The organism is Ensifer sp. ENS06, assembly GCF_014852205.1.
Taxonomy (GTDB): domain Bacteria; phylum Pseudomonadota; class Alphaproteobacteria; order Rhizobiales; family Rhizobiaceae; genus Ensifer; species Ensifer adhaerens.
The window spans coordinates 72,918-87,783 of sequence record NZ_JACVBC010000012.1; the positions used below are offsets into that span (position 1 = coordinate 72,918).

10 protein-coding genes and 1 pseudogene are annotated in these 14,866 nt (G+C 56.0%); 7 read left to right on the forward strand and 4 right to left on the reverse strand.

The annotated features are described in order from the left end of the window. Positions 1 to 817: 817 nt before the first annotated feature. Positions 818 to 2,224, reverse strand: a complete 1,407-nt coding sequence (locus tag IB279_RS29035) for a PLP-dependent aminotransferase family protein (protein WP_192340203.1) — start codon at positions 2,222 to 2,224, stop codon at positions 818 to 820. A gap of 117 nt (positions 2,225 to 2,341) precedes the next feature. Between IB279_RS29035 and IB279_RS29040 the strand changes: the two genes are divergently transcribed. The 3 genes and pseudogenes from IB279_RS29040 to IB279_RS29050 all read left to right on the forward strand — a co-directional run bounded on the left by IB279_RS29040 (position 2,342) and on the right by IB279_RS29050 (position 5,070). Further along, positions 2,342 to 3,658 (forward strand): hydroxymethylglutaryl-CoA reductase, degradative, encoded by a 1,317-nt coding sequence (locus IB279_RS29040; protein WP_192340205.1) that lies wholly within the window; start codon positions 2,342 to 2,344, stop codon positions 3,656 to 3,658. Positions 3,659 to 3,802: 144 nt separating this feature from the next. After that, a pseudogene (locus tag IB279_RS29045) lies at positions 3,803 to 4,174 on the forward strand (ATP-binding cassette domain-containing protein); the annotation flags it as partial. Then, positions 4,174 to 5,070 (forward strand): hydroxymethylglutaryl-CoA lyase, encoded by an 897-nt coding sequence (locus tag IB279_RS29050; RefSeq protein ID WP_192340209.1) that lies wholly within the window; start codon positions 4,174 to 4,176, stop codon positions 5,068 to 5,070. The pseudogene IB279_RS29045 and the gene IB279_RS29050, both read left to right, overlap by 1 nt. A 220-nt stretch (positions 5,071 to 5,290) precedes the next feature. On the opposite strand, the gene IB279_RS29055 is transcribed toward IB279_RS29050, so the two are convergent. Both IB279_RS29055 and IB279_RS29060 read right to left on the reverse strand, forming a co-directional pair. Next, positions 5,291 to 5,800, reverse strand: a complete 510-nt coding sequence (locus tag IB279_RS29055; RefSeq protein WP_192340211.1) for a ClbS/DfsB family four-helix bundle protein — start codon at positions 5,798 to 5,800, stop codon at positions 5,291 to 5,293. Between the two features lie 251 nt (positions 5,801 to 6,051). Continuing rightward, complete coding sequence (locus IB279_RS29060) at positions 6,052 to 7,728, reverse strand: ABC transporter ATP-binding protein (RefSeq protein ID WP_192340212.1); 1,677 nt, start codon at positions 7,726 to 7,728, stop codon at positions 6,052 to 6,054. Positions 7,729 to 8,255: 527 nt separating this feature from the next. Here IB279_RS29060 and IB279_RS29070 point away from each other — a divergent pair. Both IB279_RS29070 and IB279_RS29075 read left to right on the forward strand, forming a co-directional pair. Next, entirely contained in the window at positions 8,256 to 8,951 is a 696-nt protein-coding gene (locus IB279_RS29070) for a lasso peptide biosynthesis B2 protein (RefSeq protein WP_192340216.1), read from the forward strand. Between the two features lie 170 nt (positions 8,952 to 9,121). Next, on the forward strand, positions 9,122 to 10,666 hold the full coding sequence (locus tag IB279_RS29075) for an asparagine synthase-related protein (protein ID WP_192340218.1): 1,545 nt from the start codon (positions 9,122 to 9,124) through the stop codon (positions 10,664 to 10,666). Here the strand turns inward: IB279_RS29075 and IB279_RS29080 are convergent. Next, a complete protein-coding gene (locus IB279_RS29080) occupies positions 10,612 to 11,268 on the reverse strand; it encodes a GntR family transcriptional regulator (protein WP_192340220.1) in 657 nt (218 codons plus the stop codon). The genes IB279_RS29075 and IB279_RS29080 overlap by 55 nt on opposite strands. Before the next feature lie 370 nt (positions 11,269 to 11,638). Here IB279_RS29080 and IB279_RS29085 point away from each other — a divergent pair, with 370 nt between their 5' ends. Together IB279_RS29085 and IB279_RS29090 are read left to right on the forward strand one after the other, a co-directional pair. Next, positions 11,639 to 12,796, forward strand: a complete 1,158-nt coding sequence (locus tag IB279_RS29085; RefSeq protein ID WP_192340222.1) for an efflux RND transporter periplasmic adaptor subunit — start codon at positions 11,639 to 11,641, stop codon at positions 12,794 to 12,796. A 2-nt stretch (positions 12,797 to 12,798) separates the two neighbouring features. Beyond that, positions 12,799 to 14,745: a MacB family efflux pump subunit gene (locus IB279_RS29090; RefSeq protein WP_246802177.1), complete on the forward strand. Its 1,947-nt coding sequence runs from the start codon at positions 12,799 to 12,801 to the stop codon at positions 14,743 to 14,745. Positions 14,746 to 14,866 lie beyond the last annotated feature (121 nt).

Below are 14,866 nucleotides of genomic sequence, written 5' to 3' on the forward strand. Positions count from 1 at the left end.
CAAGGGAGCAATTGCGCTTCGTCGATCTGAGTGGGCGCGGTTGACAATCCGGCTGTAAGTTCCATTGGTTCCTCCCGTTTTGCGGACGCCCTAGGCGTCTCCGTCAGCGGCTACCAATGCAGTATCAGCCAGCATCGAACATCGTTTCCAATACTGTTTCGCGAGACTTTAATCTGGCATTCAGATGATAACGGATTTGCCCAGTCGCGAACGCGGGCTTCTGACATTGTAGCCATTCGCGGACCTGCATCATCTCGAAATGCTCAGCGGCTGAGCATTCGAACCTTGCCACTGAACGGAACGTAGTGATCGGATTGCCGCGCAGTCGAGGGTTAGCTTCACCGGTTCCTTGTTTTAGCAAAGCTGCGTCAGATGGCTAGGAAATGCGCGGTTGGCATCGAACCTCCTCAGCGCGGCGCCCTTTCGTATCGGTGCAGCAGTTCCCTTCGGTCTCTACGATCTGGGAAGCATCACCGTGTACCGCGCCCGTGCTGACGCTTGTTAATCATACTGCCTGCATGTGTCGGCTAACTACCACAGCGCGTCTGTTACGGCAGAATTGGTTGTTGTCGTGCACGGCAGCCCGCGTACCTTCAAGGATTTTCCCGTCATCGCGGACTTCGCCGAGCGCAACACCCTAATCGTGCTCAGCTCCTGTTTCCGGTCGCACGGCGACGGCAATGCAGACGACTACAGATACATCGAGGAACAGCGGCTGCGCTATGACAAGAGGCTGCTTCACATTGTGGCGGAGGAAGCCAGCGCTAGGACCTTGCGGCGCAACGTTTTGCACTCATTGACCCCACGTCAGGCAGGCTCAACTGAGCTTGCGAAGCAAGAAATCATAAAACCTCGGATCATCGGCGCGTGAGACATTCAGCCGGATTGCTTTCGCCAGTGGGTTGCTCTTGTCGACGCAAAAAACGCTGCCAGGTGCGATGAAGATGCTTTCCCTGGCTCCGTCACGGGCAAGGCCGATATCGTCGATGCCCCCGGGCAGAAGCAGGTAGAGATAGTAGCCTCCAACCGCGTGGCTAAAAACCTGACAACCCACCTGCCGCAGGCTCACCTGCACCCGTTGCGATGCATTTTCGACGCGCCGTATCAACCGCCTGAGGTGACGGTCATAGTGCCCGTCCACGAGCAGGCGATGCAATAGGCGTTCGATATGCCCAGAACTGTTGACGGTTGTCAGCATCTTCAATTCGGCGAGCGTTGCGATGGTATCCCTTCGCGCGGCAATAAAGCCTGAGCGCAGACTTGCCGAAAGGGTTTTGGAGAATGTGCCGACAGAGATCACAGTATTGAGTTGGTCGAGCGTTGCAAGCCTATTGCTCATCGCCACGGGCAAATCGGCGAAAGGATCGTCCTCCACGATGGTCAGATTGGCGCCACGGGCCGCAGTCAGAAGCGCATGCGCAACCGGCAACGTGATCGAGCTGCCTGTCGGGTTATGACCAAGCGATTGCGTAAAAAAGAGTTTCGGCCTTTCTGTGCCGACCTTGGCGACGAAGTCCTCGATATCGGGACCTTCAGGTGTCCGTCTGACGCCAACCATTCTGACCTGCGCAAGCGCCAGTTTTGCAAATAGCGGATAGTATCCGGGCTCGTCGACAAGAACCGTCTCACCGGGTGACAGCATCCCCCGAATAATCAGGTCAAGCGCATGGTTGGCGCCGAACGTCATCAGAATATTGTCTTCCCGCGCCTGGATCTGCTGGGAGCCGAGACGGCGAACGATCTGCTGGCGCAGAGGCAGAAAGCCGAGCGCCGAGCCATAAGCATCGGCGTCCTCGTCCGTCCATAGCATTCGCCCGTAGGCACCAAGATGGCGTTTGATCTCGGACTGTTCTGTCCAAGATGCCGGCGGACGGCCGTCACCGATACGGATTTCGAAGCTCTGGTCGAGCTGCGCGCTCAGTAGCGATGCGATATCCACGGCCTCCGCAACATGCGTTGGACGCGAGCCGGCTTCGACAGTGACGCTGGAGTTGACGACGAAACCCGACCCGGGGCGTGCAGCGATGTGGCCCGAAGCCACAAGTCGCTCGTAGGCTTCCACGACCGTGTTCTTTGAAAGACCGAACTCGGCCGCAGCTTTGCGGATCGACAATAGCCGGGTGCCAGGCATGCGACTGCCACGAACGATCTCTTGCTGTAATTGAGACACGAGAGATTCCACCAGGGTGGTCCCGCGCGCCCTCCTGGCCTGTTCTGAAACCATCGGCAAATCCTCTGGGTACACTTCTGGACAATTTCTGCAAACTGTACCTTTGCATCACGATACCAAGATGATCATCTGCGGTTCAAGAGGAAAACTGATACTTCATGGGAGGCGGCCGTGGCCGAATTCGAGAGGAGCGGGCTCCGCCCCGCTGCGAACTCGCGTCTTGAGAATTTGCGCAACCTAGCGCCGGCCGAAAGACTGGACCGCGTCGCGAAAGCAACCGCGCTCAGTGACGACGAAAAGCGCGTATTCGCCGGCGGCGGACTGCCGCTGGCACTGGCCAACGGCATGATCGAAAACGTCATTGGCACATTTGAATTACCGATCGGTGTCGCCACCAACTTCACGGTCAATGGCCGGGACTACCTAATTCCCATGGCTGTCGAAGAGCCTTCCGTGGTTGCCGCCGCATCGTACATGGCACGGATCGTCCGCGGATGTGGCGGCTTCCACACCTCCAGCACCGGACCCATCATGCGGGCCCAGGTACAGGTTCTGCAGCTCAGCGATCCTCACGGCGCCCGTGCCCGGGTTCTTAGAGAGCGCGACGCCATCATTGCTGCGGCCAATGCCCGCGACAAGGTTCTTATCTCGCTGGGCGGCGGTTGCCGGGACATCGAGGTACATGTTTTCGACAAGACGGCGGTCGGCCCAATGATCGCCGTGCACCTGCTCGTGGATGTGCGCGATGCCATGGGCGCAAACACAGTGAATACCATGGCGGAGACCGTAGCGCCCATGATCGAAGCTATCACGGGCGGCATAGTTCGCCTGCGGATACTGTCAAATTATGCTGACCTGCGTCTGGCGCGTGCCATGGTCTCTATTGCGCCGCAGGCCCTCAAGACGAAGGAATATGATGGAGATCGTATTGCTAGTGGCATCGTTGAGGCCTGTGCCTTCGCCATCGTTGACCCCTACCGGGCGGCTACACACAACAAGGGCATCATGAACGGTATTGACCCCGTTGTCGTTGCGACCGGCAATGACTGGCGCGCGATTGAGGCAGGCGCACATGTCTGGGCAACCCGATCCGGGCGATATACGTCGCTGACACAATGGGAAATCGACGCCAAGGGCAATCTCGTCGGAACAATTGAAATGCCCATGGCGCTGGGTCTTGTAGGAGGAGCGACAAAGACGCATCCGGCCGCAAGAGCAGCACTTAAAATTCTCGGTGTCGGGAGTGCGCAGGAACTAGCTGAAGTGACGGTTGCCGTCGGGCTCGCGCAGAACATGGCTGCCCTTCGCGCGCTTGCGAGCGAAGGCATTCAAAAGGGCCACATGGCGCTGCATGCACGCAATATCGCGATTGTCGCCGGTGCCTCCGGCGACGAGATCGAAAAGGTCGCCGCCGCCCTTGCAGCCAATCACGATGTTCGGGTTGATCGCGCTAAGGAACTGCTGGACCAAATGCGCGGCGGAGCCTGATCGATGACCAAGCCCGTGCCCGCAAAACAAGGAGCGCGGAGATGGCGGCTCGATCATTTTCATCAGCCATTGACCGGCGTTGTTGTCCGCCATTGGATTTCCACAAAGTGTGGCAATCCCATTTCGTTAGTGACAATGGCTCAGGCGCACCGCGATGCCGCGCATTGGATGGAAAAACTTCATATCCGCGCGATCCGGCAGAGCGCCAAGGTAGTTGAACTCTCGGGCGGGAATCAGCAAAAAGTGGTCATTGCCAAAAGCCTTATCCAGGCACCAGACATAATCATCTTCGACGAGCCAACCCGAGGCGTCGATGTCGGCGCCATCGCGGAAATCCACCAGCTCATTCAGCAGTTGGCGGATGCAGGCGCGGCGGTCGTGGTCATCTCCTCTTACCTGCCAGAAATCCTGGCAATCTCGGATCGAATTCTTGTGGCGCGACAGGGGCGCATCGTCGAGGAAATGTCGATCGAGGACGCGACCGAAGAAATGATAATGTACGCGGCTGTCCATTGATGAGCGAGGACAGAAAAGTGACCATTGTCGAAGTTGGTCCGCGCGACGGATTGCAAAACGAGACGCGGGTGATCTCGACCGAGGACAAACTTGGACTGATCGCGCTGCTCGCAGATGCCGGGTTTTCGCGGATCGAGTCGGCCGCCTTCGTGTCGCCGAGATGGGTCCCGCAAATGGCCGACCACCACGTGGTCATGCGGAGAGCTGAGCGACGTCCTGGCCTCGTTCTTTCCGCGTTGGTGCCAAACGAAAAAGGGGCGGCCGCGGCAATCGAGGCCGGCGCCCAGGAGCTTGCGGTGTTTACAAGCGCATCGGAGACCTTCACCCTCAAGAATATCAATTGCACGATCAAAGAGAGCATTGAGCGTTTCAAGCCGGTGCTTGCACTCGCCGCGCGGCACGGCATTCCTGTAAGAGGCTATGTGTCCTGTGCGATGGATTGCCCCTTCGAAGGGCCCATAAACCCATGGTCAGCGCGATCTGTTGCCGATCGCCTTGTCGCGCTCGGCTGCACTGAAATCGCAGTTGCCGATACAATCGGCTGCGCTACTCCAGACGGCGTCGGCAAAATGTTGGCCGAGATTTTGAAGTCGATCCCGGTTTCAATTTTGGCATGCCACTTTCACGATACGTCCGGCCTTGCGCTTGCCAATGTAGACGTTGCGCTGGGTTACGGCATTGGCATATTCGACAGCGCTGCGGGCGGACTCGGCGGTTGCCCCTATGCTCCGGGTGCCTCGGGTAATCTTGCATCGGGAGTCCTTGCAAGGCACTTGACGATGCTGGGATACCAACACGGAATCGACATGGCACGGTTGGACGAGGCAGAGACGTTTGCCCTACAAGTCAAATCTGTTTCGCCAAAGGCGTCTAAGCCCAGGGCGCTAGGTCGGTAAACATGGATCCGATGTACATCGATCTTTTCTGCTCCGGCAGCGACGATACCGGGCAAGTTCGACCAATTTGCCACGCCTTTTGAACTGTGTGCCCATGGAAAGACGAAAGGAGTGGCATGTTCATAGCAACCAGCTGAGAGGTCGCACGTGACAAGCTGACAATGATACTGAATGGAAAGCAGGGAACTGCAGGCTCTCATCTCAACGCCTGATCCGTGCGCTACACAGCTTTAGATTTTCGCCACTTTCGAAGACGACCACGCGCGTTTTCATAAGGCGACGAAGTATTGAACTGGATCATCCTGCCCATGGTCCATTTTTCGTACCAAGAGCGCTCATAGAGGTGAGCGTTGTCGTGGAGGTCAATGTAAGAAACGATCCGGCCCTTGGCTCCTCTAAGGCGTTCAAGAAGCTGCGGATATCTGAGACTGTCATAGTCGTGGTAAAACTTCTGCGCGAGCCTTCCAAGCTCATTCCACTTATAGCCTGTATCGGGGAAGTCGATCGGCTCACCCGCCGCATCTCGTTCCAGCCACTTCAGCACCAGTTCATTCCAGCCAACCAGATACGCGACCAGATTGGCAACATTAATTTTCGTCCCTTTGGCGTGTCCTTCCATGCTGCATTCGCTCAATAGGCCCGAAGGAACGTTTTCGAGCTCTCGCACCAGCTTGTCGAAGTTAACGTTTATCGCATTCAGTAGCTCAGTTTTATTTAGCGGAACGGCCATCACCAGCTTTCCTTAATAGAAACGACTATCGGTCCACCGCAGTCGACAACCTGAAGTATGCTCGACGGAATAGCACAATTCTCAGCGGGCACGACATCCAAATTGGTCGCAGTCGCAGCTCCTGCGAAGCTTTGCGCCTGCGCCGCTTGACCTCAGGGGGAAAGGTACAGTTAGGAGCTGGAGAACAGGTTTTCATGCAGATTGAAGCAGCGTTTGGCACTTTCCCGCATCGTCCTGCGCAATTCGCCCCCCTATTGATGCAGTAGCTGGGCGTTGAGCCGAATCACTTGATCGCCAGCATGAATGATCGAGGTCCGATGCGTCACCGACAAGATCGTGAGGTTGCCGGCCAAAGCTCTCAATCCGTCCATTATCTCGGCCTCCGTTTGCCCGTCGAGAGCGGAACTTGCCTCGTCAAGGATAAGGATGCTCGGCTCTCCGTAGAGCGCGCGTGCGATGGCTATCCTTTGGCGTTCGCCGCCGGAAAGCTTCATGCCCCGCTCACCCACCACTGTATCAAAACCCTGGGGCATGGCCTCGATGCGTTGGAGAATCGACGCCCGTTCGGCGGCGCGACGCAGGCGACTCTCGTCGAAGGGACGTCCAAGCACGATGTTGACTGCAAGGGTGTCGTTAAGAAGCGCGATATCCTGCGGTACGACCCCCACCTGGGAAAACCAGTCGTCCCGTGTAACCGTTGCCAGATCGGTGTCATCAATCAGAATACGTCCTTGAACAGGCCGCACGTCCTTCAGAAGCATCCTTAGAACCGTAGACTTTCCTGATCCGGTTTCCCCAATAAGAAAGGCAGGCGCACCGCGGCGAACCAGGAACGACAGATCGTTCACACCGCGACCGTTTGCGTAGTGGAAGCTGACGCGCTCAAAAGCGATTGCGCCCGTGGAGGATCGGAAGCGCCTTGCCTCTCGATGCTCGGTCTCCTCCGGCGCATTCCACATTGAAGCAAAGGGACGAAACCGTGCAACGGCGTCAGCGCTTTCCTTGATGGCCTGACCCACGAGGTTGAATGGCTCGTTCAGTTGCAGGAGCAAGGTGTTAAAAAGGACAAGTTCACCGATCGAGATGAGCCCGGCTTCGAAGCGAGGAACGAGGATGAAAAAGGTGACGATGAGTTGCAACGCGACCGCAATACCGCTGACTGCGGAAAAGAGGCTGCTCACCAGGGAGTAGCGACGCCAATTGGCGAAAGCGTCGCCGGCGCTTGCAGTGAAGCGACGAGCCATCCATGTTTCACCACGCGTGTGGCGGAGGGTTTCGATCACCGCAACCGCATTGCCCACCAGGCGTGAATTCTCCTGAGACTTGTCGATTGCCGCGTCGAGAAATGGATTGACCCGCGCGGCCCTGAAATAGTCCAGACCGATTATGACGATCCCGTAGACGAGAACGATAAGAGCAATTTCCCAGCTCAGAACACCACCGAGCAGCGCTATGGTGACTGCGATCTGTACCAGGCCGGGAAGGATGCCGCCGATACCGAACTGCAGAATGATACCGAGAGCTTGGCCCCCTTCATTTCGGGCATTGCCTATTTCGGTCTGATTGTGCTCCAGGAAGAAGTTTGATGTTTTTGCCAGGAGCCTGGAGAAGAAGGCGCAATCCGCTATGAAACTGAGCCGCGCTCCACACATGAAAGTCAGGTATCGGGCGGCCTGACTCACCGCTGTCGAAACACCGAAGATCACAGCATAAAGGAAGATGAGCGAAAGCGCTTCGCTGGTTTGGCCCCTCGCGGCAAGCGCATCTATCGCCCAAGAAAACAGCACCGGCGCTACGACGGCTGTTACAGCGCCCACAAGGGCTGCACCCACAACTAACACGAGCGTGGTGCGGGCGTCGTGCCAAAATGTGCCGAGCAGAGAGAAGGCAACAGGTTTCAGCGGCGGCGCTGCCGCGTTGTCAACCATGGGTCACTCCGAGGTGATGAGGCTCACGAACAACGATACAGGCAGAAACCTGGGTCTTCGCGCGCCGTTGCAAAATGAGGATTATCTTTGAAACCTTCCGCAGTGAGTGAACATCGTTTCTCCTGAATAACTACGATCGTCGATCGATTGTATCTAACGCCGCATCATTATGGCCGAACGAGGGAAATAAGGCGGAATATATTATCAATTGCATTCAACTATATATTTTCCCTCAGGGGTTGCGGTTCTTGGTTGTTTAGAGGGAAATCTGAGGTGCCTTAAGACCAATTCAAAAGGCACTCAGCACCAACCGATGGAGTCAGACATGACGAAGATTATTGGACATCTTGTCGCCAGCGCGCAACGGCCAAATGCCGTTGTTCTTAACGCCGTGCAGTCAACTCACGGGCGGCCTGGTTTCCAGACACCAGACCGCCTGGTCATCTCGAAGACCGGAACACGCTGATTGCAGCCATGGCGCCGATGGAGCACTTCATGGGCGCCATGACTGTCTTTTGGGGATAGTAATGCAAATCGAAGCTCAGCACCGTGTGGCTTTGTTCGAAAGAACGGCGATCGTCCTGGACATCATTCGCGGCAGATATTTACTGTACGACACTGCCATTGCTCACGAATTGGGACAGGTCTTTTTCGAGCTGGGCAGTACGCCGTCGCCCGTTGTTCTTGATCCCCTTATCGAAGACGGGGTTCTCGTTAATGACGATAAGCGAGAGGCTTCAGGTCAGATCTTCGATTACAGGAAGATGAGGTTCCATCAGTTCAGCTCAGAGGCGTGGTCGAGCCGAACCCTCAACGGTCGTAGCGCAACGAGGACAGAACTAAGATTGCTCACGCGTTTGACGTGGCATGCGGCGGTTCTTCAAGTGCAAGGCTTTACTGCTTTGCAAAAGCTCAACGAACCCGATTTGGACGGTTCCTCAACTGTTGGCGAAGAGAAACTGCATGCCCTGCGGATTCCCGAGCGTTACCTCAAAGCTTCTCTTTGGTCCCCTCTTAAAATCGCCTGCCTCCAGATGTCATTCGCAATTGCCGCCGAATTTCGAAGAGAGGGAGTCGATGCGCAATTGGTTATCGGTGTGCGACCGCTACCATTCGTGGCCCACGCGTGGGTAGAGATCAATGGCACGGTTTGGGGGGACGAGCCCGATCTGCAAGCAGTTTATGGCGAACTCTACCGGATACCAGAAAGACCACGAACATGATGGCGCCTGCGAGGTGGTGTCTTAGCAGAGGCCGGTGGGCCGAAAGCTCCAGTCCCGACGACCTCCTGTTGAGGGTTGGGCAGCCGGAGTTCCCATTAAATCTGGATGTTTGGCAATGCCAAGGCATCCCGGTATGCGCTCCTCAGCTAAGGCGGCGGATTGCATCCGTGATGTCCAGGACAGATCTCCTCAAAGCGGCAGAGGATCTGCCCAGCCTCATGTGGGGATCAAGCGTATCGATCTTGACTGACAACAATACGGGTGACCGATTGTTCGTCCCCGACAGCGGTTATACCGTTAGGCTGTTTTATGCAAAAACTGATCATGGTCTTTTGCTCGATACCGAACTCGAAGCGATAGTCTCTCATAGGGGGATAGAATGGAACATGGGATTCCTCATCGAGTTTGCAGCAACTCAGTTTGGCACACGCGGACAAACTCCATTTCTCGGCGTGAATGTCGTCCCCCCAGGTTGTGCTCTTCTCGTATCGACGGCCGGTGACACCCATGTCACCCAAAAGTTCTGGCCGAAACCCACCGCCACAACGCAAACTGTGCGCTGCGAAGATGCGATCGCCGAAGTTTACGATCACGTGGTTGCGACTTCACCGAACCTGACGCTGGCCCTGTCGGGGGGCGTGGATTCTTCGGCAAGCGGTATTTTCGCACGCAAGGCTATAGGCGCAAACACTCCCTTGAAAGCCGTCCACCTCTACACCTCTCTTTCCCCAGATTACCACGAGAAGGCGTTCGCAGAGAAAATTGCAGCCGACATCGATGCGGAACTCATTCCTATCGATGTCGAGGGATGCTTACCCTTCTCGGAGATTGAGCCGAAAACTTTGCCGCCTGCACTAAGCCAGGAATTGATGTTTCTTGGCGCCAATCGCGCCCTCCAGCAAGCGGTTGGCCACGATGCAACTATCCTAGAGGGCGAAGGTGGCGATCTTCTTTTTCATGCCGTGCCAGATATAGACGTCATTGATGATGCATTTCGTGATGGCGGCGTGTCCTTGGCGCTACGAACATGCCTCCGGCTTGCACGGTTGCACAATGGCTCGGTGCCCCGCCTGTTAGCTCAAGCGATGTCGCGCCGGCTTTCGTTACCCCGGGGACCGGGAGCAGATACGCGTCAGGTCGGTGCCGCAAATGAGCTTTTTGGCGACACGCCAAGGAACTTCGGAAATCGAAGCTCACTCTCTGCCTACGCCGCGAGGGATCGGGAAATACTAAAGGCATTGGATAGCCTTTTGGAGGTGACCGCCCCAGTCGGCCGGTCCGGGATAAGGCGGATCAATCCATTTTTGGCACCACCCGTTGTGGTTTCGGCACTCGCCTTAAAGTCCTACGAGAGTTTCTCCGAGCGTAATGACCGCATTATCCTGAGACGGCTCGCATCGAAGTATAGCGCCAGCAAAGTTTTATGGAGGAAGACCAAGGGCTCCTTTGATGCGGGGGTCTTACGGGGGCTACAGGTACATCGTGAGAACTATCTGGACTTGCTTGAAAGCGGTGTGTTTTTGTCGAACGGAGTGATCGCCAAGGAGGTCGTGGTGAGCGCCTTTAAGAAGGTTGACGTCGGCCAGAGTTCTACCGGCATCACGTTGGCACTCCTTGGCTGTGTAGAGATTTATTGCGCGGCCTGGGCGAGAAAAATCGCTCAGCGATCGGTCAGAAAGCTGAGAGCAAACGAATTGAAAACAGGCTCTATTTGAGCCTTCTTCAGCTTACTGAACTTCCGAAAAGCTTGAGAAGCCGCGTTCCATTTTTCATTCTGAACTGCCTCGACCACGGACTTCGAGCATTGGACGCTCCTCTCCCAAAGCCTATTCTCGGACAAAATGCGCTCCCGCACGAAATTCGTCTTCAGGCAAAGCGCAGATACCACTCGTTTTGCTTCTAGGTCGCAGGGATGCGAGAGCAGAGCTCCGTAGAACTCCATCACGGCACCCGCCCGTGCTACCGTAGCGAACGAGCTTTGCGCCCAAGATTCCAGAGCTTCGACGTGGTATTCTTTCACCGAGGTCGACGCTTTGAGTTTATGATGGACGATGGCTTCCAATAGCCCGTAGCTGCTCTTGGTCGATTTTAGGTTGACCGCCATTTGATAGAAGCCCTTATGAGGCACGAGCTCTACCAACCCCTCTCCCACCAGTTGCGAGAGTGCTTCACGCACGGGCGTAGTGCTGCTTCCCAGTTCGACAGCAAGGTCCGATACCCTTATTTCCTGGCGAGCCAGAAGGGGTTTGGAGACAATAGTCCAACGTATCTCGGACAAAATATCAGTGGCCTTAGATCGGTCTTCCGATAGCCGCATTACGCCTCCTTTCTCCATTCTGCGGAACCAAGTGAAGGCTATCACGGAGACAGCGGTAGCAGGCTCGAAACGCAGTTTCCTAGATTTCCGACTGGTCCCGTCAGCAGAATTTGATCGAATACCCCTCCAATAGCACGTTATAAGGGAGCTAGTGGAGATAACCACCATGGGTAGCTTGCAGGATGATAAATTAAACGTGACTAGAAATCTCCACTAATTGTTCGAGTGCATCGATTTGCCCTTGTTCTTTTCCTGTCAAGACGGTATGGCGAACGAGAATGCACGGGAAGGTTGTCTTGGGCGTTGTCGCACCGGAGCTTGTTGGGCTCGTGTCGCTCGCGACACAGCAGCAAAATAGAGGCTGGATGCTGTGAAATTAAAGCTCTTCTTCTCCGCACTGGCACCAGCGTCGCTGCTTGTAGCCTATGTGCTTTTGACCTCGCCATCCGCCTCGGAAGGTGAACCTGGCAGTCCGATGACCGCTACGGTCACGAGTGGTCCGATTGAGGAAGAAGTGTTGGCGCTTGGAACCTTGGAACCCTCGTCCATGGTTCGGGTCGGAGCCCAGGTCTCGGGGCAAATCAAGACTGTCCACATACGCACAGGTGAGACGGTACAACGGGGAGAACTGCTGGCTGAAATTGATGCTGTGCCGCAGCAGAATGCTCTGCGCGTGGCACAGGCGAAGGTCGAGGATATGAAGGCCCAGCGGCGCGTGAAACAGATAAAGATGGAGCATGCCGGATCGACTTTTCGGCGGCAACACAGTCTTATCGAACAGAACGCAGTCTCGAGGACGGTGCTCGAAGAAGCACAGGTCACTTTCGAAACGCTGAAAGCGGAGCTCGCCTCTCTTGACGCCCAAATCAAGCTGAGTGAGGTGGACTTGGAGACTGCTGAAACCAATCTGGCCTACACTCGCATTACTGCACCCATGGATGGCAAAGTGGTTGCGGTCCCAGTCGAACAGGGGCAGACGCTAAACTCCGTGCAAACGGCCCCGACGGTGGCGGTAGTAGCCAATCTGGATGAGATGGTCGTAAAGGTTCGTATCTCAGAAGCGGATGTCTGGAGGACGACTCCCGGCCAAGGTGCATGGTTTACCATAATAGGAGAACCGCAAGCTCGCTACCATGCCTCCCTGGAGGCCGTCGACTTTGCGCCACCATCCATCGCCAAGGAAACGACCCCAGAAACCGCCCAGGACGCCGCCAAGGAGAGTGCCGTCTACTATCACGGGATTATCCGAGTGAAGAACACTGCGGGCAAACTGCGCACAAAAATGACCGCGCAGGTCCACATCACCGTGGGGCGTGCGGAAGATGCCTTGCGCGTGCCTTGGTCGGCCCTATCGGTACGGCAATCGGATGGATCACACCTTGTGAAGGTTCGCGAGAAAGACGGAGCAGTCAAGGAACGCAAAATCAAAATCGGGCTCACCGATCGGGTGCAGGCCCAGGTTCTAGAAGGTCTTCGCCTGGGAGAGACGGTTTTGCTCAATCAGGCCGCACCGCTACCTGCGGATTGAAAATGGTACATCTGATCGAACTACGGCGCATGGGGAGATCTTTTCAGCTGGGAACTGAGACAGTTTCGGCGCTGAAGGATGTTGAGCTTGTTATTGATCGAGGCGAGTTTGTAGCCTTGGTCGGCGCCAGCGGCTCGGGCAAGTCGACACTGATGAACATCCTGGGATGTCTGGATGCCCCGACAACAGGCACCTACAGATTTCTGGGTCAGGACGTCTCAGGGTTCGACCAAAACGCGCTGGCACAGCTTCGCCGAAGACATTTCGGATTTGTGTTTCAGCAGTATCATCTTCTGGCATCTTTGACCGCGATATTGAATGTCGAGATGCCTGCTGTATACGCCGGCGTCTCACGATGGGAGCGGCACGCCCGTGCCCGGCGTCTGCTCAGTGAGCTTGGACTGGAAGACCGACTTGACCACCGCCCTTCGGAAATGTCGGGAGGTCAGCAACAACGAGTCTCGATTGCGCGTGCCCTGATGAACGGCGGCGAGGTCATTCTTGCCGATGAGCCGACAGGAGCACTCGATTCAAAGAGCGGTGTCGCTGTTCTGGATCTGTTGAAAAAACTTCATGCTGAGGGGCACACCATCATCATGGTCACCCATGACATGGCAATCGCGCAGCATGCAGATCGTATTGTTGAACTCCATGACGGCCGGGTGGTCTCTGACAATCGTTCGGCCCAGAACAAAGCAGGGCTCTCTACATTTGAGGTGCAGCAGGACAACGCCAGTCCCGTTCTGAGCTTCCTCAGAAGAATGCTTGAGGCCGCGATTATTGCCTATCGATCGATCACGGCGCACAGGCTCCGCAGCGCCCTCACCCTGTTTGGTATAGTCGTCGGTATCGTCGCGGTGATTGCAGTTGTGGGCATGGGCGAGGCCGGCCAGCGCATGGTTTTACAACAAATAAATAGCTTGAGCGCGAACTCCATTTCGATAATGCCGGGTACGGGATGGGATGATGAGAACGCGCAGAAAGTCACCACACTCAATCCTGACGATGCGATCGCCCTGGCGACACAGACATACATAAACAGCGTCACCCCCTTGGCTACAAAGACAGGGTCACTGATGTTTGATGGCCGAGTCGTGAGCGGGACAATTTCCGGAGTTAGCAACGCCTATTTCGAAGTCACAAAGCGGCCCATAGCTCAAGGGAATCATTTTGGCGGCGACGTTCAAACGAGCGCTCTTCAAGAGGCAATTATTGATCATAATGCCTGGGGTGTCCTGTTCAAGAACGCACCAGACACGATCGGCAAGGTCCTCATCGTCAACGGCGTTCCCTTCGTTGTCGTTGGCGTGACAGAAAAGCTGTCCGGCGGCCTCGGTCAAGACAGGCGGCCACAGGTCTACGTTCCCTACATGAGCATGTTTGCACGGATTTCGGGAACCGCCGGATTGAACGAAATAGTGGTCCGCCTCAATGAGGGCGTGGACAGCGCTTCGGCAGAGCAGGCCCTGATCGCCTTCCTCGAGAAGCGGCATGGGGTTCGGGATTTTTTTACATTCAATAGCGAGCAGATGCGCCGAACCATTGAATCAACAACACGCCTGCTTTCGATTCTTGTTGCCTCAATCGCGGCTATAGCTCTTCTCGTCGGCGGGGTCGGCGTGATGAACATCATGCTGGTCTCCATCAGCGAGCGAACAAACGAGATCGGCCTGCGGATGGCCGTCGGTGCTCGACCCACCGATATCCTCATGCAATTCCTGATTGAGGCATTGACCGTTACATTGATTGGTATCGGCGCCGGCGTCGCCATCGCGTTGGTCCTGGAGCCATTGATGCCATATCTGGCTGTGCCTATTCCGATGGCCATCTCTGTCAAAGCAGTCGCCGTTGGCTGCGTTACGGCGTTGCTTATAGGGATCGTGTTTGGCTATTTCCCCGCGCGGAAAGCCGCGCGCTTGCGTCCTGTCGAAGCGCTGGCGAGAGGTTGAAGCCTTACACTTCGCAAAGCGAGCGTGCTCCAATGCAGCCTATGACACCCCTTCCGTACTTGATCATGAGGCGCCCGACCGCTCCGTCCGTTTAATGCGCGCACTGTCCGATCGCCCCTGC

Excerpts from the sequence above, each read along its gene's own strand:
- IB279_RS29035 (WP_192340203.1), bottom strand. The coding sequence starts at position 2,224 with ATGGTTTCAGAACAGGCCAGGAGGGCGCGCGGGACCACCCTGGTGGAA.
- IB279_RS29050 (WP_192340209.1), top strand. The coding sequence starts at position 4,174 with ATGAGCGAGGACAGAAAAGTGACCATTGTCGAAGTTGGTCCGCGCGAC.
- IB279_RS29055 (WP_192340211.1), bottom strand. The coding sequence starts at position 5,800 with ATGGCCGTTCCGCTAAATAAAACTGAGCTACTGAATGCGATAAACGTT.
- IB279_RS29060 (WP_192340212.1), bottom strand. The coding sequence starts at position 7,728 with ATGGTTGACAACGCGGCAGCGCCGCCGCTGAAACCTGTTGCCTTCTCT.
- IB279_RS29070 (WP_192340216.1), top strand. The coding sequence starts at position 8,256 with ATGCAAATCGAAGCTCAGCACCGTGTGGCTTTGTTCGAAAGAACGGCG.
- IB279_RS29075 (WP_192340218.1), top strand. The coding sequence starts at position 9,122 with ATGTCCAGGACAGATCTCCTCAAAGCGGCAGAGGATCTGCCCAGCCTC.
- IB279_RS29080 (WP_192340220.1), bottom strand. The coding sequence starts at position 11,268 with ATGCGGCTATCGGAAGACCGATCTAAGGCCACTGATATTTTGTCCGAG.
- IB279_RS29090 (WP_246802177.1), top strand. The coding sequence starts at position 12,799 with ATGGTACATCTGATCGAACTACGGCGCATGGGGAGATCTTTTCAGCTG.